Below are 18,506 nucleotides of genomic sequence, written 5' to 3' on the forward strand. Positions count from 1 at the left end.
GTGGCGGGGAACCCGAGAATACTTTTTCGGTAGAACTTGTACGGTGTTCAAGTTAGGGTGTGTCCATGGACAACATCCTCACGACTGCACGTACCCGCGTCCTCGACGATGGCCGCGGGCTCGACTACGACGACCTCATCCGAATCCTCCAGCTCCCCGACGAGAGCATCCCCGACCTGCTCGCCCTGGCCCACGAGGTCCGGGTGAAGTGGTGCGGCGAAGAAGTGGAGATGGAGGGCATCGTCAGCCTGAAGACCGGCGGCTGCCCCGAGGACTGCCACTTCTGCTCCCAGTCCGGCCTCTTCGACTCCCCGGTGCGTTCCACCCGGCTCGACATCGCCGAACTCATCGAGCAGGCACGGCAGACCGCCAAGACCGGCGCCACCGAATTCTGCATCGTCGCCGCCGTGCGTGGCCCCGACGAGAACCTCATGAGCCAGCTGGAGGTCGCCGTCGAGGAGATCTACGCCAACGTCGACGGCATCGACGTCTCGGTGTCGGTGGGCATGCTGACGCAGAAGGACGTCGACCGGCTCAAGGCGGTCGGGGTGCACCGCTACAACCACAACCTGGAGACCGCCCGCAGCTACTTCCCGAAGGTGGTGACCACGCACACCTGGGAGGAACGGCGGGCGACGATGGACCTGATCAAGGACGCCGGCATCGAGGTGTGCTGCGGCGGCATCGTCGGCATGGGCGAGTCGATGGAGCAGCGCGCCGAGTTCGCCGTGCAGCTCGCCGAGCTCGACCCCGACGAGGTGCCGCTGAACTTCCTCGACCCGCGCCCCGGCACACCCTTCGCGGACATGCCGGTGATGGACGGTAAGGACGCACTGCGCGCCGTGGGCATGTTCCGCCTGGCGATGCCGGCGACCACCCTGCGTTTCGCCGGCGGACGCGAACTCACCCTCGGCGACCTGGGCGTGGAACAGGGCCTCACCGGCGGTATCAACGGCGTAATCGTCGGCAACTACCTCACCACCCTCGGCCGCCCGGCCGAGGAGGACATGGACATGGTGGGCCGCATGAACCTGCCGATCAAGGTGCTGAGCCGCAGTGTCTAGTGCAGAATCCGGTACGGAATCAGGTGCAGGCTCGCGGACCCGTTCGCGGCGTCGACGCGGCACCGGCCCCTTCGACCCCTACACCGGCGCGGACCTGGGGGAGGGGGAGTCGCTGGAGTACTCACCCTCGCAGAAGGCCGGTCTGGACGTCCCCCGGTACTGCGTGACCTGCGGGCGGCGCACCGTCGCCCAGGTCACCCCGCACGGGTGGACGGCCACCTGCTCGCGCCACGGCACGACCGACTCCGTGGACTTCGAGCTACGCTGAACTGCGCTCGACTGCGCTGATCCCCCTCAGCCGCGGGCGTCGACCTGGGCACGCGCCCAGTCGACGACGCCGGGGATGGCCTCGGCGAGCTGGCGGGAGACCTCGGCGAAACCGTCACGGTCGCCGTAGTAGGGGTCCTCGACCTCCTTGTCACCGGCCGGTCCGAAGCTGCGGAACAGGGCGATACGGTCCTCGTCGACTCCCCGCTTGACCAGTGCCTTGCGGTGGGCGGCGGTCATGACCAGGAACAGGTCGGCGTCGCGGTGCTCGGGACCGAACTGGGCGGCGCGGTGACCGGAACCGTTGTAGCCGTCCTGCTTCAGCCGGGCGACGGCCCGCGGGTCGGCGGCCTCGCCGACGTGCCAGCCGTCGGTGCCGCAGGAGTTCAGCCGCACGTCGTCGTCCAGCCCGGCCTCCTCGAGTGCGCTGCGCACCATGATCTCACCCATCGGGGAGCGGCAGATGTTGCCGGTGCACACCACGCAGATGTGCGGCCGGTCGTCGGACCACTCGTCGACGAGGCGGCGCAGCTCGGAGGCGTCGGCCACCGAGTAGTCGGCCTTGCGGTGCTCGTCGCGGACACCGTAGCCCCAGTCGACCAGCACGCTGCGCACACCGTAGGCGCGCGCACCCTCCACGTCGTGGATGCGGTCGCCGATCATCAGCAGACCGCGGCGGTGGGCCGGGCCCCCCTCGGCGACGGGCGTGATCGGCCCGCCGGGGGCGCCGAGCTGCTCCAGGGCGTAGGCGACCACCGCGTCCTTGGCCCGCCGGCTGCCGTCGTCGGAGGCGGTGGCGATGACGTCGAAGTAGTCGTAGAGGTCGAAGTGCTTGAGCAGCCGCGTCGCCGAGCTCAACGACTTCGAGGTGGCCGTCGCCAGCGTGTAGCCCTGCGACTTCCACAGACGCAGCAGTTCGGCCACCCCGTCGAAGGGACGGGCCTCCAGCCAGCCGCCACCGTCGTAGTGCTCGCGGTAGCTGGCCACCGTCGCGTCGAGCTGCTCGCCCTCGAGTCCGAGGCCGCGCAGGCTGTCGACCATCGGGGGACCCGCGATCAGCTGCAGCAGATCCTCGCCGGGGGCGGGGACGTCGTTGTCCTCCAGGGCGCGCAGGAAGCTCGAGCGGATACCCGGATAGGAGTCGACGAGGGTCCCGTCGACGTCGACAAGTAGGGTCCTGTTCCTGGTGCCTGATGGCTCATGTGCGTCCGTCACGCAACCCAGGGTGCCAGAATCCCGGCGGCCCGGCCACGGCAGGGTCGCCAAAGTGCCGTGAGGGACAGGCAACTCGGGCGGTATCGTGGGCGGGGTGAACGGGACACAGAGTGAACAGAACCCAGCAGACACGACCGGCCCTGCCGACACCACGACAGCGACGGTGGCCTCGGTGGTGTCGGTGATCGAGGACGCCTACCCGCCGCAGCTCGCCGAGTCGTGGGACGCCTGCGGCCTGGTCTGCGGCGACCCGGCGGCCCCGGTGCACTCGGTCATGGTGGCCCTGGACTGCACCGACGAGGTGGTCGAGCAGGCTGTCACCGGTGGCGCCGACCTGCTGCTGGTGCACCACCCGCTGCTGATGCGCGGGGCGACCGGGGTGCCGGCCGATCACCCGAAGGGCAGGATCGTGCACCGGCTCATCCGCGCCGGGGTGGCCCTGTACTCCGCGCACACCAGCGCCGACTCGGCACGCCCCGGGGTCAACGACCGCCTCGCCGAGATCCTGGGCGTCAGCGCGGGAGCACCGTTGGCACCGTCGTCGGCCTCGGCGACGGCGGCGGTGCGCGCCGCCCGCGGCGAGACCATCGCTCCGGTGCTCGACAGCTGGGGCTTCACGGTGCCCGTGCAGCACGCGGAGGTCGTGAAGGAGGCGGTGTTCGCCTCAGGTGGTGGCACCGTAAGCGGTTACACGTGCTGCTCCCACGAGTTCGCGGTGACCGGGCAGTTCCTCCCCGGGGCGTCCGCCGACCCGCACACCGGCACACCCGGGCACCTGGAGCACGTCGAGGAGCTGCGCGTGGAGTTCGTCGCCGCCCGGTCGCGCCGCGCGGCGGTGCTGGGGGCCCTGCTGGCCGCGCACCCCTACGAGGAGCCGGCCTACGACGTCACCGAGCTCGCCGGGGTGCCCGCCGACCCGGCGACCGCCTTCGGCATCGGACGCGTCGGCGAGCTCGACACGGCGATGACGCTGCGCGAGTTCACCGAGCGGGTGGCGCAGCGTCTGCCCGCCACCGCCTGGGGCGTGCGCGCCGCCGGCGACCCGGACGCCGTGATCCGTCGTGTCGCCGTGTCCTCCGGGGCGGGCGACAGTTTCCTGGGTACGGTGGCGGGACTGGACGTCGACTGCTTCGTCACCTCCGACCTGCGCCACCACCCGGTGGACGAGCACCTGCGCGCCGGTGGCTGCACGGTCATCGACACCGCCCACTGGGCCAGCGAGTTCCCCTGGTGCGAGCAGGCCGCCGAGATCATCGCCGCCGCCGACCCGCGGGTCGACACGGCCGTGGTCGACGTCCGCACCGACCCGTGGACCCTCCACGCCCCGTCACCTTGTTCCGGAGGACAGCACCGTGCCTGACGCACCCGACGCACCGACCAGTTTCCGCCCCTCGTCCCCCTCGTCGCGACGCCCCGCCCACGTGGTCCTGTGGGACCTGGTCAACGTCGACGGCCGACGCAGCGCGCTCGCCGGCGAGGCCGGTGCGTCCGGTGCCTCCGGCGCAGAGGCGACGTCCGAGGAGATCGCCCGCCTGGAGAAGGACGTCGTCGCCGCGCGTCAGGCGAAGGCCGCCGCCGGGCGCGAGACACAGGACGCGACGCTGCGGTTGCAGCGCATGCAGCAGGACGCCGCGAAGTTGCGCGCCCGTCGCCGCGACGACGTCAACGCCCTGGGCGCGGCCGTCGACACCGAGGCGCGCCGGGACCTCAAGCACGACCTCGCCGTCGCCGAACGCCGCCTCGCTGAGGTGGAGGAGGCCATCGCCGCCGAAGGCACGTCCTCGCCGGGAGTGGACGCCGCGGGTGGCAACGACACAGAAGCTGCGCTCGACGCCGCCCTCGCCGCCCTGGAGGCAGCCCGCGAGGCCCACGCCTCCCGGCACCGCGAGATAACCGGGCAGCTGGAGTCGCTTCAGGAGCACTCCGACTCCCTGCGCGCCGAACTGGAGTCCGGCTCGCCGCAGCTGCTGCGCCGCTACGAACGAGGCGAGCGCGAGAACGGCGTCGGCGCGGCCGCCCTGGCCGGGTCGTCCTGCCGTGGCTGCTTCATGACCCTGGACCGGGCGTCGCTGGCGGAGATCCTCGCCGCGCCGAAGGACGACCCGGCGTCCTGCCCCGAGTGCGGGGTGATGCTCCTGCCGCAGGCCAGCGCCTACGAGGCAGAGGGCGACAGGGGCGCCACCTCGTGAGTGGCGCGCCGGGGTGGATGGGTGAGCGCGGCGCGCCGGTGCGGGTGCTGCTGCTGCGCCACGGGCAGACGGAAATGTCGGCGGCCGGGGTGTTCTCCGGACGCAGCGACCCGGACCTCACCGACCTCGGCGTCGAGCAGGCGCGGCGGGCGGCGTCCTTCCTGGCAGCACGTCAGGACGCCGGCCAGGGGATCGACCGGATCATCTCCTCACCGCTGGCCAGGACCAGGCAGACCGCCGCCGCGGCGGCGGACAGGCTGGGCCTGGAGGTGGAGGTCGACGACAACCTCATCGAGACCGACTTCGGCGAGTGGGAGGGCCTGACCTTCGACGAGGTGCACCGGCGCTGGCCGGACGAGCACGCCGCGTGGGTCGGCGACACCACCGTGCCCACCGTCGGCGGGGAGAGCATGGCCGCCGTGGAGCGGCGGTGCGGCGACCTGGTCCAGGGGCTGGCGGGAGCGCCGGAGCAGGGCCTGACGGGTGCCCGCACCGTCCTGCTGGTCAGCCACGTGTCGCCGATCAAGGCGATCCTGCGCCGGGCACTGCAGGTGCCGGCCACGATGTACTCCACCCTGCACCTGGACCTGGCGGGGCTGTCGAACGTGGAGTTCTACCCCGACCATTCGGTGGTCCGCGGGGTCAACGACACCCACCACCTGCTTTAACCGGCACTGACCGGCACTGAATGGGGAGGCGCCGGCAGGTGCTAGAGTTATCCGGGTCGAGAGGGCCGGGTGATCGCGGCGCCGGGGACCGCGTCCGCACGTGTGCGGGCGTGGGCCCGGTGTCGAGGAAAGTCCGGACTCCTCAGAGCACGGTGGTTGTTAACGGCAACCCGGGGTGACCCGCGGGCTAGTGCCACAGAAAACAGACCGCCTCGACCGTCCCCGGCCAGTTCCGGGGTCGGGCCGGGGTAAGGGTGAAACGGTGCGGTAAGAGCGCACCAGTGCGCCGGGTGACCGGCGTAGCTAGGTAAACCCCACCGGGAGCAAGGTCAAGTGGCCGCGACCGTTTTTTACGGTGCGGCCGTGCCCCGTCGACTGCTCGTCGGTGAAGGGGCAGGTAGACCGCTTGAGGCAGCCGGTGACGGCTGACCCAGATGGATGATCGCCGCCGCACATGCCCGGGCCCGCGTGCCCGGGGCGGGACAGAATCCGGCTCACAGGCCCTCTCGACGCAAAACTTCTTCTCGTGTTCACCGGCGCCCGGCCGCGATCGTTAGAATGATTCACCGTGAATGACGGCACCGCAGGACAGCGCGACGACACGGCACCGGACGCAGCGCAGGCCTCAGAGCAGGCCTCAGAGCAGGCCTCAGCGCAGGAGCGTAGGCGTCCGGCGTTGGCGCGCGTGCTGTTCCCGGGCGGTGAGGAGCCGGACCCGCGGTTCACCCTGGCCAATGAACGGACGTTCCTGGCGTGGATGCGTACCGCGCTGGCGTTCATCGCCGGTGGTGTGGCGCTGGAGGCGTTGCCCGTCGACGACCTGCCCGCTCACCTGCGTTCGGCCGGTGCGCTGGTGGCCATCGCCATCGGCATCCTGTTGGCGGGTGGGGCGGCGGTGCGATGGCTGCGCGTGGAGCGGGCGATGCGTGAGGACCGGCCGTTGCCGGCACCGGCGATCGTGCCGGCCCTGTCGGTGGGCGCGGTGCTCGCCGCGGTGGTGGTCACGGTCATGGTGTTCTCGTGAGCCTGCCGACGGACCCGGGGTTGCAGCCGGAGCGCACGAGCATGTCCTGGGGCAGGACCTCGTTGGCCTACCTGGTGGCCGCGGCGGTGATGCTGCGCTGGGCGCCGCACTACGGTGCGGTGGTCGTGGCGGTCTCCGGCGGGTTGATGCTGGTGGCGGGGGTGATCTACGCGACGCAGCGGCGTCGCTACGACCGCTACCGGCGCGCGGTGGCAGGTGCGCAGGACGCGGCGCCGGGGGTCTCGTCCGGCGCGGTGGTGGCACTGACGGCCGGCACGGTGGTGCTGGGGCTGGCGGGCATGGTGTTCGTGCTGGCCGACGCGCGTGGTGCGTTCGGTGGTTAGACGCGGTTAGACTCGAACGGTATGAGCGACAACGAGTGGTACTTCGACACCTCCAGTGGTGAGGTGACCCAGGGCAAGACCTCGGGCTGGGACAACCGCATGGGCCCGTACACCTCGAAGCAGGAGGCAGAGCAGGCCCTGGAGACGGCGCGGGCGCGCACGAAGGCGGCCGACGACTGGGACGAGGACGACTAGCGTCCGTCTGGCGTCCCGATGCTCACACAGCGTGCTCCAGCGTGAGCAGCGTGGTCTTGGCCTCCAGGCCGCCGAGGTAGCCGCCGAGACCCCCGTCGGAGCGAAGCACCCGGTGGCAGGGCACCACGACCGGCAGCGGGTTGGTCGCGCAGGCGGTACCCACGGCGCGGACCGCCTTCGGGTTGCCGACCAGTTCGGCGACCTCCTTGTAGGTCTGCGTGTGCCCGTAGCCGATGTGCGGCAGGTGGCGCTGCACCTGCTGCCGGAATCCCGAGGACATGGCGTAGTCCAGGGGCACGTCGAAGGCGTGCCTGCCGCCGGTGAAGTACTCGTCCAGCTCGGTGGCTACGGTGTCCAGGCGCCGCGGCGCTTCCAACACCCGCGGGCTGACCTTCGTCGCCAGGGACTCCAGCACCGTGTCGAAGCCCTCGCGTTCGAAGGCGACGCGCACCAGGCCCGTGGCGGTCGCGGCCACCAGCAACGTGCCCACCGGGGAGTCGACCGTGCGGTAGGCGACGTCCACCAGGTCGTGTTCGGCGGCCTTCGCCGCAAGGCTCGCGCGCAGCCCGTCCAACCCGTCCAACGTGGCAGGGTCGACGGGGAAGAGGTCGGAGAGTTCGTCGGTCATCGCGACCGTCCTTTCGTGTGCGCCTCGGCGCGGTAGGTCCTGCGCAGACTCCTGATGCCGTCGGACGCGGCGCGTCGCACCGCCTCCGGGGTCCCGCCGATGATCCCGGCGGTCTCGGTGTGCGGCAGTCCGCCGAGGTAGTGGTAGGCGATCGCGAGGCGCTGGCGCTCCGGGAGCGCCGTCACCGCGGCCCACACCCCGTGTCCGTCCTGGCCGGCGGAGTCCTCGGGATTGCCCAGTGCGGAAGCCTGTTCGGGCAGGTCGTCGCTGGGGACGGCGTGCCGGGCACGGGCCCGGGTGACGTCCACGGCCTTGCGGTGGGCGACGCGCACCAGCCACGCCTCCACGTTCGTGTCGTCGGCCAGCTCGGGCCAGGAGCGTAGTGCGGCCAGGAAGGACTCGGACCACGCGTCGTCGGCGTCCGGGCCGGGGCCGAGTACGGCGCGGCAGACCCGCAGCACGGTGGCTCCGTGCCGTCTCACGGCCTCATCGAATGGTTGCTGCATCGTCACACAGGGTAGACGCGCCGGCGACCGGGAACGTGAGGTCCGTTTCTAGAAGCAGTGCTCCTCGGCCGGGAAGGTGCCCTCGGCGACCTCGCGCTTGTAGGACGCCGCGGCGTTCGTGAGGTCCTCACCGACCTGCGCCCACTGCTTGGCGAACTTCGGCCGGTGGCCGTCGGCGGGGTGTGCGGCGATGTCGTGCCACACCAGCACCTGGGCGTCCGTCCCCGGGCCGGCGCCGATGCCGACGGTGGGGATGTCGACGGCCTCGGTCGCCCGCGCGGCGACGTCCGCCGGCACCATCTCCAGCACCACGAAGTCCGCGCCGGCCTCGGCCACGGCGCGCACGTCGTCGAGCAGCTGGTCCGCGGCGTCCCCACGGCCCTGGACCTTGAATCCCGACAGGGCGTTGACCGACTGCGGGGTGAAGCCGATGTGCGCGCACACCGGGATACCCGCGGCGACCAGCGCGCGGATCCGCGGGGCGATGCGCACCCCGCCTTCGATCTTGACCATCGCCGCGCCGGAACGCCGCATCATCTCCGCGGCCGAGCGCACCGCCTGCTCGTCGGAGGCCTCGTAGGTGCCGAACGGGAGGTCGGCGACGACCAGGGCGTTGCCCGCACCGCGCACCACGGCGGCGGCGATGTAGATCATCTCGTCGAGACTGATCTGCTGGGTCTGGGAGTAGCCGAACACCACGTTGGCGGCGGAGTCGCCGACCAGCAGGCACTCGATCCCGCCGGCGGACAACGCCCGCGCACTGGAGTAGTCGTAGGCCGTGAGCATGGCCCATTTCTCGCCCGAGTCCTTGCGCTTGCGCAGGTCGCCGATGCGGACCTGACGGGTGGGTGCGAGGTATCCGGTGGTCTCGTTCTTGTCAGCCATGTCACGATATTGTGCCACGTCAGGCAGGCAGGTGTTAACGATGTGTAACAACCCGTGCAACCGGCCGGAAAAAAGGGGCTGACCGCCGGGGCGGGCGTTACGATGGGGGCCATGAGTCGCCAACAGGAATACGTCCTCCGCACGCTCGAGGAACGGGACATCCGCTTCGTCCGTCTGTGGTTCACGGACATTCAGGGGTACCTGAAGTCCGTCGCCGTCGCTCCCGCGGAGCTCGAGGGCGCATTCGCCGAGGGCATCGGGTTCGACGGGTCCTCGATCGAGGGGTTCTCGCGTGTGGTCGAGTCCGACACGATCGCCAAGCCGGACCCGTCGACGTTCCAGATCCTGCCCCTGGACACTGCCGGCGGCGACAACCAGGTGCTCACCGCGCGCATGTTCTGCGACATCGCCATGCCGGACGGTGAGCCGAGCTGGGCGGACCCGCGTCAGGTGCTGCGCCGCCAGCTCAACCGCGCCGCGGACGAGGGCTTCTCCTGCTACGTGCACCCGGAGATAGAGTTCTTCCTGCTCAAGAACCAGGACGGTCCGGACGGGCGTCCGCGGCCCGCCGACACCGGCGGCTACTTCGACCAGGCCGTCACCGACGCCGCTCCGCTGTTCCGGCAGGACGCGATCTCCGCGTTGGAGTCGATGGGCATCTCCGTGGAGTTCTCCCACCACGAGGCCGGCCCCGGCCAACAGGAGATCGACCTGCGTTTCGCCGACGCCCTGTCGATGGCCGACAACGTGATGAGCTTCCGCTACATGGTCAAGCAGGTCGCCTCACGTAACGACGTGCGCGCCACGTTCATGCCGAAGCCCTTCCACGAGTACCCCGGTTCGGCGATGCACACGCACATGTCCCTGTTCGAGGGCGAGAACAACGCCTTCCACGACCCGGACGACCAGTTCTACCTCTCGGGCACGGCGAAGTCCTTCATCGCCGGCATCCTGGAGCACGCCCCGGAGATCTCCGCGGTGACCAACCAGTGGGTCAACTCCTACAAGCGTCTGACCAGTGGCGCGGAGGCCCCGACCGCGGCGACGTGGGGTGCGTCCAACCGGTCGGCGATGATCCGCGTGCCGATGTACACGGTGCACAAGCCGTCCTCGCGTCGCGTGGAGATCCGCACGCCGGACTCCGGCGCGAACCCGTACCTGACCTACGCCGTGCTGCTGGCCGCCGGGCTGAAGGGCATCCGGGAAGGCTACGAGCTGCACCCGCCGGTCGAGGAGGACGTGGCGGGCATGACCCGTCGCGAGCGCATGGCGATGGGCTACAAGGACCTGCCCACCGACCTGGACCTGGCCCTGCGCGAGATGGAGAAGTCCGAGCTCGTGGCGGACGCCCTGGGCGAGCACGTCTTCGAGTACTTCCTGCGCAACAAGTGGGAGGAGTGGAAGTCCTACCAGTCCCAGGTGACTCCGTGGGAGCTGGCGCACAACCTGGAGTTCTAGGGTCCGGCGGTCTGGAACCGCCGCTTAGTCGCGGTCGCCGGGTTGCTCCGTCGGTCCCTGAAACCCCGCGCCGTCGTTGGTCTACGGGAGGTAGACCAACGACGGCGCGGGGTTTCAGTCCGTCCGGGGTAGTGGCGGGATCGGCACAGTGCCCACCTACCGGGACGGGCATCTATTACGATGGGGCGGAGTCCAGCGCTCGCGTACACGCCACAGCCCGGCCGTGACGGATCCCCGTCGAAGGCCGCATCCCAGGAGTTGAACACCCGGTGAATCAACCGCGTACCACCCGTCGTCGAGTTCCTTCCCCGGTGTCCCTGGGGCTGACCAGGCAGTCGGCTGCGGAGGACCTGACCAGGCTGGGGTGGGACGACGAGGACCACCGTGCGGTGTTGAGCGTCCTGTCGTCCACGGGGGATCCGGACCGGGCGTTGAACGCGGTGGTCCGGCTCGTCGAGACCCTCGACGAACAGGCGGATGCCCAGCACCCCTCGGCGGAACTGCTGTCGAAGATCGACACCGACCCGGACTTCCGTGTCCGGCTGCTTGCCCTGCTCGGCGGGTCGACGCTGCTCGGCGACCATGTGGTGGCCAACCCGGACATCTGGCCGGAGCTCGCCGGTGACCTGCCGGAGCGCGAGGAGATCATGGCCGCGCTCACCGATTCGGTGGGGGCCGAGCCGGTGGAGGGCCACGAGGGTGACTCCCTGCTGTTCCGCGCCACGGTGACCGGGGTGGACGCTGACCGTGCGATGCGCACGGCCTACCGCACCGTCCTCGCCCGGATCGCCGCGATCGACCTGGCGGACACCTTCAGTGGCACCGCGACCGGCCGCGAGTTCGGCCCCGAGCGCAAGAACACGGCGAAGAACGCGGCGAAGAAGAAGGCCTCGTCGGACGGCCTGTCGTTCGAGGTCCTCACCGAGCGCCTGGCGGACGCCGCGGACGCCGCACTGACCGCGGCATTGGCCGTCGCCACGGCCACGGTGTACCCCGAGGGGCCGGTGCCGGCGAAGTTGTCGGTGGTGGCGATGGGCAAGTGCGGTGCCCGGGAGCTGAACTACATCTCGGACGTGGACGTCATCTTCGTCGCCGAGCCGGCGGACGCGCAGACCACGCGCCTGGCCGGCGAGTTCATCAACATCGGTTGCCGGGTCTTCTTCGAGGTCGATGCGGCGCTGCGCCCCGAGGGCCGGCACGGTGCGTTGGTGCGCACCCTGGAGTCGCACGTGACGTACTACCGCCGGTGGGCGTCCACGTGGGAGTTCCAGGCGTTGCTGAAGGCCCGTCCGATGACCGGTGACCTGGACCTGGGCCGCGACTACGTGGAACAGTTGGCGCCGATGGTGTGGAGTGCCGCCGAGCGCGAGGACTTTGTGGCCGACGTGCAGGCGATGCGTCGTCGGGTGATCGACAACGTGCCGGACAACCTGCTTCCCCTGGAGCTCAAGCTCGGCCCCGGCGGGCTGCGGGACGTGGAGTTCGCCATCCAGCTGCTGCAGATGGTGCACGGGCGGGTGGACGAGTCGCTGCGCGTGCGCTCCACCGTCAAGGCACTCGGCGCGCTGGTGGACGGCGGGTACGTGGGCCGGGAGGACGGGCAGATCCTCATCAACTGCTACGAGTACATGCGTCTGCTGGAGCACCGGCTGCAGCTGCAACACCTGCGCCGCACGCACGCCCTGCCGGAACTCGACGACGAGGCCGGACGTCTGCGCCTGGCGCGCACGGCAGGGGTGCGCGGCGAGGGCCAGGAGAGTGCGGACGCGGCGTTGTCGGCGAAGGTGCGCAAGGTCAGCGGGCAGATCCGCCAGCTGCACAACAAGCTGTTCTACCGTCCGCTGCTGTCCTCGGTGGTGGCGATGCCGGTGGACGCGCTGCGTCTGACCCCGGAGGCCGCGCAGCGCCAGCTCGGCGCGCTGGGCTACCTGCACCCGTCGCGGGCGATGGACCACCTGTCGGCCCTGGCGTCGGGCACCACGCGCAAGGACCGGATCCAGGCGATGATCCTGCCGTCGTTGATGGAGTGGCTGTCGGACACCGTCGACCCGGACGCCGGCCTGCTGGCCTACCGTAAGCTCTCCGAGGCAGCGTTCGACCGGTCGTGGTTCCTGCGGCTGCTGCGTGACGAGAACGTGGTGGGCAAACGCCTGATGCGCATCCTCGGCACCTCCCCGTACATCGCGAACCTGTTCATCGCCTCCCCGGAGGCGGTGCGCATGCTCTCCGACGGGGCCAACGGCCCCAAACTGCTCGAGCAGGACGCCTCGATCATCAGCCACTCGCTCGTCGCCGCCGCCGGACGCCACCGCGACCCGGACGCGGCGATCGCCGTCGCCCGCTCGCTGCGTCGGGCGGAACTCGCCCGCATCGCCTCGGCGGACCTGCTCGGGCTGATCGACACCCCGGAGGTGTGCCGGTCGCTGTCGTTGATCTGGGACGCGGTGCTGGAGGCGGCGTTGCGCGCGGAGATCCGCGCGTGGGAGGACGAGAACCACGCCAACGCCCCGGCGCTGATCAGCGTGATCGGGATGGGACGTCTCGGCGGCGCGGAGCTGAGTTACGGCTCGGACGCCGACGTGATGTTCGTCTGCGAACCGGTCGAGGGGGAGAACGACCTCGATGCGGACGGCGACGGCGAGGCAGGCACCGATCAGGACGCGGTGACCTGGGCGAGCGGCATCGCCAAGCGGCTGCGCACCCGGCTGTCGCGTCCCTCCCAGGACCCGCCTCTGGAGGTCGACCTGAACCTGCGTCCGGAGGGACGCAGCGGGCCGACGGTGCGCACGCTGGAGTCCTACCGCGCCTACTACGAGCGCTGGGGTGAGACCTGGGAGTTCCAGGCGTTGCTGCGGGCCACGTGGATCGCCGGGGACAAGGACCTCGGCATCCGTTTCCTGCGTACCATCGACACCTTCCGCTACCCGGAGGGCGGAGCCGACCGCACCACGGTGCAGCAGGTGCGCCGGATGAAGGCCCGTGTGGACGGGGAGCGGCTGCCGCGCGGTGCGGACCGCTACACCCACACCAAGCTGGGCCGCGGCGGGCTGACGGACATCGAGTGGACCGTCCAGCTGCTCACCATGCAGAACTGCCACAAGATCGACAACCTGCACAACACCTCCACGTTGCAGGTCATCGAGGAGATCCGCATCGCCGGACTGCTCTCGGAGGCCGACGTCGACATCCTGCGCGACGCCTGGATCGTGGCGACCCGGGCACGGAACGCGATCATCCTCGCCGACGCCAAACGTCGTGACCAGTTGCCGGCCCCGGGCCCGCAGCTCGTCAACATCGCCGCGGCGGCGAACTGGGACCCGGAGGACTCCCAGGGCTTCCTCGACGACTACCTCAAGACCACGCGTCGGGCGCGCCGGGTGGTGGACCGGGTGTTCTGGGGCGAAGAGGTCACCGACGCCGAGTTCGGGGACTAGGGGAGACCGAGACAAGATGACAGACACTCTCGCCCGCCGCCGGGCGACGAGGTGGACCACGTTCAGTGTGCTCGTGGCCGCCCTCCTCGTCGTCGTGGTGGCAAACCTGGTGCTCGGGCAGTTCACGTTGACTCCCGGGCAGGTCTGGTCGGCGCTGGTGCACGGCCCCGGCGGGGCGTCCGGTGCGTCCGGCTCGTCGGTGGAGGACTCCCGGGCGGCCAGCGTGCTGTGGCAGATCCGTCTGCCGCGCATCGTGCTGTGCCTGTTCGTCGGCGCGGCGCTGGCGGTGGCGGGCACGTTGCTGCAGGGCCTGTTCGGCAACCCGCTGGCAGAACCCAGCGTGATCGGCGTGACCTCGGGCGCCGGGGTCGGCGCGGCCGCGGCGATCGTGCTGGACATCGCGGTGCTGGGGACGGCGACGGTGCCGCTGCTCGCCTTCGTCGCCGGTGTGCTCACCACCGTCGCGATCTACCGCCTGGCCTCGATCGACGGTGAGGTCAAGGTCCTGACCCTGATCCTCACCGGCATCGCGGTCAACGCCGTCGCCGGCGCGGCGATCTCCTTCCTGATCTTCCTGGCGCCGACGTCCTCGCGCGAGCAGGTGATCTTCTGGCAGATGGGCTCGCTCAACGGGGCCCAGTGGAACCAGGTCGCCTACGTGGCGCTGCCGGTGACGCTGTGCATCGTCGCCGCCGTACTCATCGCCGGACGCCTCGACGTGCTCAGCCTCGGCGAGCGCGCCGCCGGTCACGCCGGCGTGAACGTGCCGCTGATGCGGGTGGCGGTCATCGGGTTGTCGACGGCGCTGGCGGCGCTGGCGGTCAGCTTCGCCGGCATCATCGGCTTCGTCGGGCTCATCGTGCCGCACATCCTGCGGCAGGTGACCGGCCCGGCGAACCGGTGGCTGGTGCCGTTGTCGGCGTTGGGTGGCGCGGTGCTGCTGTTGCTGGCGGACCTGGCGTCGCGCACACTGATCGCCTTCGCCGACCTGCCCATCGGCATCTTCACTGCCCTGGTCGGCGGGCCGACGTTCTTCATCCTGCTGCGCAGGATGCTCAAGCGGGGAGGTGTGGTCGGATGAGTGGCGAGGTGCTCCTGTCCGCGCAGGACGTGGTGGTGTCGCTGGGTGGCCGCGACGCCACCGAGATCCTCCACGGGGTGGACCTGGAGGTGCACGCCGGCGAGGTCCTGGGACTGATCGGTCCGAACGGCGCCGGCAAGTCGACGCTGCTGGGGGTGCTGTCCGGTGACACCACACCGGTGTCCGGTGAGGTCCTGCTGGCCGGACGTCCCTACGCCGACTACCGCGGCCGGGAGGCCGCCCGGGTGCGTTCGGTGATGCTGCAGGACTCCCGGGTGTCCTTCGCCCACCTGGTGCGCGACGTGGTGGAGATGGGGCGCTCGGCCTGGTCAGGTGCGGCTGAGCCGGCGGAGGAGACCGCGCTGGTGGACGCGTGCCTGCAGGAGGTCGGCATGTTCGGCATGCAGGACCGGGACGTGACCACCCTGTCCGGTGGGGAGCGTGCCCGGGTGGCCTTCGCCCGCGTGATGGCGCAGCAGGCCCGGTGCATGATGCTGGACGAACCGACGGCGGCGATGGACATCGGCCACCAGGAGCGCACGATGCGTTCGGTGCGCCGGGTCGCCGCTGAAGGCGCTGCTGCAGGCGATCCCGGGGGAGTGGGTGTGATCGTGGTGCTGCACGACCTGAATCTCGCCGCCCGCTACTGCGACCGGCTGGCGTTGCTCAGCGACGGGCGGGTGGACGCCGTCGGCGCGCCGGGCGAGGTGTGCACCTCCGAGCGCTTGTCGCGGGTGTACGACTGGCCGGTCAGCGTGGACCGCGCGGGTGCGGAGCTGTGGATTAGGCCGACGGTTCCAACTTTCGGATGATCCGCGGTAAGGGTCTCCATTGTTAGCATTGCCTGTACACGTTGTTCATCGAATGCGAACGACCGAGGACAGGGACTGAACGGACACCATCATGACGACCAGCACCACCACGCTCTCCGAGCTGCTTCGCGAGGAGACCCGGCAGGCCCACGAGAACGCGGAGCACTCCGTGTTCATGGAGCGCCTGCTGGACGGGAGTCTGGGTGTCGGGGCGTTCGTGTCGTTCCAGGAGCAGGCGTACCTGTTCTACTCGGCCCTGGAGGACGCGGTGGAGGCCTGCTCGGGTGACTCCCGGCTCGGCGCCGTCGCGGACCGTCTGCTCGACCGCCGTGCGGTCCTGCAGGAGGACCTCCGTGCACTCGGAGGCACCGTGGACGCCGTCGCCCTGGAGGAGACGGCTGGGTATGTCGCCGAACTGCAGCGCATCGGCCGGGAGCGTGACGTCCCGGCACTCGTCGCCCACCACTACACCCGTTACCTGGGTGACCTGGCGGGCGGCCAGGTGATCGGCCGGCTCATGCAGCGCCACTACGGCGTGGATGGGTCGGCCCTCTCCTTCTACAGCTTCCCGCACATCGACAAGCCGAAGCGCTACCGCGACGCCTACCGCGAGGCGTTGGACGGCATGGAGCTGACCGACGCCGAGCGTGGTCACCTCCTCACTGCGGCGGGGGAGGCCTTCGCCTACAACTCGGGTGTCTTCGAGGGGCTGCGCAGGACGTTGTCCCCGCACTGGCCCGAGCACCTGGTTTAGGGTAGGCTCACGAAATATCGTTGTGATTGACCCGTCGGCCCCAGGAAGGTGAAGGACATGCAGCAGACTTCAAGTGCACGAATCGACGACCACGCGCTCGTCGGCTCGTCGGCCGCCGTCCACGCCTCCGAGGTGGCCGACCTGCTGGACGCCGCCGGTGACTCCGCGCTGGACTGCGTGGGACGTTCCTCGGTCTTCAGCCGCATGTCGGACGGCACCCTGCCGTTCGCCGGGCGCGCCGCCTACCTCGAGCAGCACTGGGAGGGTCTGCGGATCCTGCGTGCCGCACTGGGCGCCCCGGGTCTCGCCGTCGACCCGCTCGCCCTGGCTCCGATGCGTACCGCGCTGGCCGCTGTCACGGACAGTTTCGCCGTCGCCCTCGACCGCGCGCACGCCACGGCCCGCTGGCGCGACCGGCACGTGACCATGCCGTCGATGCTGCAGTTCCGCCGCCACATCGGTGAGCTGCAGGACGCCGGCGACACCCTCGGCCTGGTGGCGCACACCTACCTGCGGCTCACCCTGGCACGGGCGTGCCCCGGCCCGGCGGTCGACGAGTCCGCCGACCCCACCTCCCTGCAGGGCGTCTTCGACTCCCTGGTCGTCGACGAGGAATCGCTGGAGCTGCTGTCCGAGGAGCTCAGCGCGGCCCTGCTGCTGCTGATGCAGCACGGCTCCGACGTCTGCCGTGGCTACCACGAGCGGGACGCGGACAGCAGCTGCGCTGTCACGGTGTCCACGATCCGCCGCGCCCTGCAGTGAGCTCAGGCGGGACCACGAACGGGGACATCCGGGTCAGCGCCGTCGCCTTCGTCCGCCGCGCACCCGGTGCACCCGGTGGTCAAGAGGTCCTGACCGTCCGTAAGCAGGGCACCGACCTCCACCAGTACCCGGGCGGCAAACCCGAGCCGGGGGAGGACGCCGTCAGCGCCGCGGTCCGCGAGGTCGCCGAGGAGACCGGCATCGCCGTCGCGGCGTCCTGCCTGACACCGGTGGGCACCTTCACCGCCGAGGCGGCGAACGAGCGGGGACACTCGGTCACCGCGGACCTCTTCCTGCATGAGGGCGCACCGGGCGAGGTGGTCGACCCGGTCGTCGCCGCCGAGATCGCCGACGCCCGCTGGCTCCCGCTCGGCACCACCACGAACACACCGGACGACCCGGCCCACCGCCTCGCCCCGTTGATGTTCACCACCTTCCCGCAGCTCGCCGACACGCTGACCTTTACCAAACACAACCCGGGCCGCCCCGGTGAGTGGGAGCACGCCTGCCTGGACTGGCTCGGCGACGCCGCCGACCGCGGGGGAGTACCCGTGGCCGGGGTCGTGGGCACCGGTGGCGCGTCCGGCGAGGACCTGCTGCTGCAGCGGGTCGGGCAGGTCGCGCCGACGCCGGCGCACGCCGAGGAGTTCGGCCGCCGCCTGGCCGTGACCCACGCCTGCGGTGCGCCGTCCTTCGGCTCGGGGCCGGCCGGCTGGGACGGCCCCGGCTACCAGGGGCCCAACGACAACCTGCTCGAGCTGCCCCTGACCCCGCACGACCGGTGGGGCGCCTTCTACGCCGAGGTGGTGCTCGGGCCGCTGGAGCGTCGTGTGCCCGGCGGGATCCCCGGCACCGCGCGGCTGCTCGACCGGCTCACCGCCGGCGACTTCGACGATGATCGCCCGCCGGCCCGGCTGCACGGCGACCTGTGGTCGGGCAACGTGCTGTGGGGACGCGACGGGGCGGTGCTCATCGACCCGTCCGCCCACGGCGGCCACCCGCTGACCGACCTGGGGTTCCTCACCATGTTCGGCGCCCCGCACCTGGAGCGCGTCCTCGGCGCCTACGCGGAGGCCGCCGAGCTGGACGCCGGCTGGCGTGACCTCCTTGAGCTGCACCGCCTGCAGGCGCTCTACCTGCACGCCGCGGTCTTCGGCGGCGGCTACGTGTCGGAGGCCGCTGCAGGCGTACACCGTGCGCTGACCCTGTGACCTTGTGGG

At 70.7% G+C, this 18,506-nt stretch carries 19 protein-coding genes, 1 other RNA gene and 1 pseudogene; 17 read left to right on the top strand and 4 right to left on the bottom strand.

Features of this window, described 5'->3' with window-relative positions; all coding sequences use genetic code 11:
- Positions 1 to 65: 65 nt before the first annotated feature.
- Both bioB and bsaP read left to right on the top strand, forming a co-directional pair.
- Positions 66 to 1,064, top strand: a complete 999-nt coding sequence (gene bioB / locus ACT3S3_RS02235) for a biotin synthase BioB (protein WP_301443965.1) — start codon at positions 66 to 68, stop codon at positions 1,062 to 1,064.
- Positions 1,057 to 1,332 (top strand): biotin synthase auxiliary protein BsaP, encoded by a 276-nt coding sequence (gene bsaP, locus ACT3S3_RS02240; RefSeq protein WP_301443964.1) that lies wholly within the window; start codon positions 1,057 to 1,059, stop codon positions 1,330 to 1,332. The genes bioB and bsaP overlap by 8 nt, the downstream gene beginning before the upstream one ends.
- 26 nt (positions 1,333 to 1,358) lie before the next feature.
- Here the strand turns inward: bsaP and ACT3S3_RS02245 are convergent, their stop codons facing one another.
- Positions 1,359 to 2,546, bottom strand: a complete 1,188-nt coding sequence (locus ACT3S3_RS02245; RefSeq protein ID WP_441579746.1) for an arsenate reductase/protein-tyrosine-phosphatase family protein — start codon at positions 2,544 to 2,546, stop codon at positions 1,359 to 1,361.
- A gap of 94 nt (positions 2,547 to 2,640) precedes the next feature.
- On the opposite strand from ACT3S3_RS02245, the gene ACT3S3_RS02250 reads away from it, so the two are divergent.
- From ACT3S3_RS02250 to ACT3S3_RS02280, 7 genes are all read left to right on the top strand, one after another.
- On the top strand, positions 2,641 to 3,906 hold the full coding sequence (locus ACT3S3_RS02250; protein ID WP_441579747.1) for a Nif3-like dinuclear metal center hexameric protein: 1,266 nt from the start codon (positions 2,641 to 2,643) through the stop codon (positions 3,904 to 3,906).
- Complete coding sequence (locus ACT3S3_RS02255; RefSeq protein ID WP_441579748.1) at positions 3,899 to 4,735, top strand: C4-type zinc ribbon domain-containing protein; 837 nt, start codon at positions 3,899 to 3,901, stop codon at positions 4,733 to 4,735. Before ACT3S3_RS02250 ends, ACT3S3_RS02255 begins: the two co-directional genes overlap by 8 nt.
- Positions 4,732 to 5,403 carry a histidine phosphatase family protein gene (locus ACT3S3_RS02260; protein ID WP_301443385.1) on the top strand — a complete coding sequence of 224 codons (672 nt, stop codon included), beginning with the start codon at positions 4,732 to 4,734 and terminating at the stop codon, positions 5,401 to 5,403. The genes ACT3S3_RS02255 and ACT3S3_RS02260 overlap by 4 nt, the downstream gene beginning before the upstream one ends.
- A gap of 57 nt (positions 5,404 to 5,460) precedes the next feature.
- Positions 5,461 to 5,916: RNase P RNA component class A (rnpB, locus tag ACT3S3_RS02265), an RNA gene on the top strand.
- A 163-nt stretch (positions 5,917 to 6,079) separates the two neighbouring features.
- Positions 6,080 to 6,427 carry a YidH family protein gene (locus ACT3S3_RS02270; RefSeq protein WP_301443392.1) on the top strand — a complete coding sequence of 116 codons (348 nt, stop codon included), beginning with the start codon at positions 6,080 to 6,082 and terminating at the stop codon, positions 6,425 to 6,427.
- Entirely contained in the window at positions 6,424 to 6,771 is a 348-nt protein-coding gene (locus ACT3S3_RS02275; RefSeq protein ID WP_301443386.1) for a DUF202 domain-containing protein, read from the top strand. Before ACT3S3_RS02270 ends, ACT3S3_RS02275 begins: the two co-directional genes overlap by 4 nt.
- 21 nt (positions 6,772 to 6,792) lie before the next feature.
- Positions 6,793 to 6,966, top strand: coding sequence for an SPOR domain-containing protein (locus tag ACT3S3_RS02280; RefSeq protein ID WP_441579750.1), 174 nt, complete (start codon positions 6,793 to 6,795; stop codon positions 6,964 to 6,966).
- Positions 6,967 to 6,988: 22 nt separating this feature from the next.
- On the opposite strand, the gene ACT3S3_RS02285 is transcribed toward ACT3S3_RS02280, so the two are convergent.
- Genes ACT3S3_RS02285 through panB form a run of 3 tightly spaced genes read right to left on the bottom strand, consistent with a single transcriptional unit; the run spans position 6,989 to position 8,985 of the window.
- Positions 6,989 to 7,594 (bottom strand): methylated-DNA--[protein]-cysteine S-methyltransferase, encoded by a 606-nt coding sequence (locus tag ACT3S3_RS02285; protein ID WP_301443388.1) that lies wholly within the window; start codon positions 7,592 to 7,594, stop codon positions 6,989 to 6,991.
- Entirely contained in the window at positions 7,591 to 8,100 is a 510-nt protein-coding gene (locus tag ACT3S3_RS02290) for an RNA polymerase sigma factor (RefSeq protein WP_301443389.1), read from the bottom strand. Before ACT3S3_RS02290 ends, ACT3S3_RS02285 begins: the two co-directional genes overlap by 4 nt.
- 48 nt (positions 8,101 to 8,148) lie before the next feature.
- Positions 8,149 to 8,985 carry a 3-methyl-2-oxobutanoate hydroxymethyltransferase gene (panB, locus tag ACT3S3_RS02295; RefSeq protein ID WP_301443390.1) on the bottom strand — a complete coding sequence of 279 codons (837 nt, stop codon included), beginning with the start codon at positions 8,983 to 8,985 and terminating at the stop codon, positions 8,149 to 8,151.
- Positions 8,986 to 9,096: 111 nt separating this feature from the next.
- Between panB and glnA the strand changes: the two genes are divergently transcribed.
- The 8 genes and pseudogenes from glnA to ACT3S3_RS02335 all read left to right on the top strand — a co-directional run bounded on the left by glnA (position 9,097) and on the right by ACT3S3_RS02335 (position 18,497).
- Positions 9,097 to 10,443, top strand: coding sequence for a type I glutamate--ammonia ligase (glnA, locus tag ACT3S3_RS02300; protein WP_301443391.1), 1,347 nt, complete (start codon positions 9,097 to 9,099; stop codon positions 10,441 to 10,443).
- A 269-nt stretch (positions 10,444 to 10,712) separates the two neighbouring features.
- Positions 10,713 to 13,877, top strand: coding sequence for a bifunctional [glutamine synthetase] adenylyltransferase/[glutamine synthetase]-adenylyl-L-tyrosine phosphorylase (locus tag ACT3S3_RS02305; protein ID WP_441579302.1), 3,165 nt, complete (start codon positions 10,713 to 10,715; stop codon positions 13,875 to 13,877).
- A 16-nt stretch (positions 13,878 to 13,893) separates the two neighbouring features.
- Positions 13,894 to 14,958, top strand: coding sequence for a FecCD family ABC transporter permease (locus ACT3S3_RS02310; RefSeq protein ID WP_301443034.1), 1,065 nt, complete (start codon positions 13,894 to 13,896; stop codon positions 14,956 to 14,958).
- Positions 14,955 to 15,770, top strand: coding sequence for a heme ABC transporter ATP-binding protein (locus ACT3S3_RS02315; RefSeq protein WP_441579301.1), 816 nt, complete (start codon positions 14,955 to 14,957; stop codon positions 15,768 to 15,770). Before ACT3S3_RS02310 ends, ACT3S3_RS02315 begins: the two co-directional genes overlap by 4 nt.
- A 91-nt stretch (positions 15,771 to 15,861) precedes the next feature.
- Positions 15,862 to 16,524, top strand: coding sequence for a heme oxygenase (biliverdin-producing) (locus ACT3S3_RS02320; RefSeq protein ID WP_441579300.1), 663 nt, complete (start codon positions 15,862 to 15,864; stop codon positions 16,522 to 16,524).
- A 57-nt stretch (positions 16,525 to 16,581) separates the two neighbouring features.
- Positions 16,582 to 17,286: a hypothetical protein gene (locus tag ACT3S3_RS02325; protein WP_301443031.1), complete on the top strand. Its 705-nt coding sequence runs from the start codon at positions 16,582 to 16,584 to the stop codon at positions 17,284 to 17,286.
- A pseudogene (locus tag ACT3S3_RS02330) lies at positions 17,283 to 17,666 on the top strand (NUDIX hydrolase); the annotation flags it as partial. The gene ACT3S3_RS02325 and the pseudogene ACT3S3_RS02330, both read left to right, overlap by 4 nt.
- A gap of 42 nt (positions 17,667 to 17,708) precedes the next feature.
- Complete coding sequence (locus ACT3S3_RS02335) at positions 17,709 to 18,497, top strand: fructosamine kinase family protein (RefSeq protein WP_301443037.1); 789 nt, start codon at positions 17,709 to 17,711, stop codon at positions 18,495 to 18,497.
- The last annotated feature ends 9 nt before the right edge of the window (positions 18,498 to 18,506 follow it).

The organism is Corynebacterium sp. AOP40-4SA-5 (genome assembly GCF_052377355.1).
GTDB lineage: Bacteria > Actinomycetota > Actinomycetes > Mycobacteriales > Mycobacteriaceae > Corynebacterium.

Coding starts and splice junctions, on each gene's coding strand:
- bioB (WP_301443965.1), top strand. CDS start 66: ATGGACAACATCCTCACGACTGCACGTACCCGCGTCCTCGACGATGGC.
- ACT3S3_RS02280 (WP_441579750.1), top strand. CDS start 6,793: ATGAGCGACAACGAGTGGTACTTCGACACCTCCAGTGGTGAGGTGACC.
- ACT3S3_RS02285 (WP_301443388.1), bottom strand. CDS start 7,594: ATGACCGACGAACTCTCCGACCTCTTCCCCGTCGACCCTGCCACGTTG.
- ACT3S3_RS02290 (WP_301443389.1), bottom strand. CDS start 8,100: ATGCAGCAACCATTCGATGAGGCCGTGAGACGGCACGGAGCCACCGTG.
- panB (WP_301443390.1), bottom strand. CDS start 8,985: ATGGCTGACAAGAACGAGACCACCGGATACCTCGCACCCACCCGTCAG.
- glnA (WP_301443391.1), top strand. CDS start 9,097: ATGAGTCGCCAACAGGAATACGTCCTCCGCACGCTCGAGGAACGGGAC.
- ACT3S3_RS02310 (WP_301443034.1), top strand. CDS start 13,894: ATGACAGACACTCTCGCCCGCCGCCGGGCGACGAGGTGGACCACGTTC.
- ACT3S3_RS02315 (WP_441579301.1), top strand. CDS start 14,955: ATGAGTGGCGAGGTGCTCCTGTCCGCGCAGGACGTGGTGGTGTCGCTG.
- ACT3S3_RS02320 (WP_441579300.1), top strand. CDS start 15,862: ATGACGACCAGCACCACCACGCTCTCCGAGCTGCTTCGCGAGGAGACC.
- ACT3S3_RS02325 (WP_301443031.1), top strand. CDS start 16,582: ATGCAGCAGACTTCAAGTGCACGAATCGACGACCACGCGCTCGTCGGC.
- ACT3S3_RS02335 (WP_301443037.1), top strand. CDS start 17,709: ATGTTCACCACCTTCCCGCAGCTCGCCGACACGCTGACCTTTACCAAA.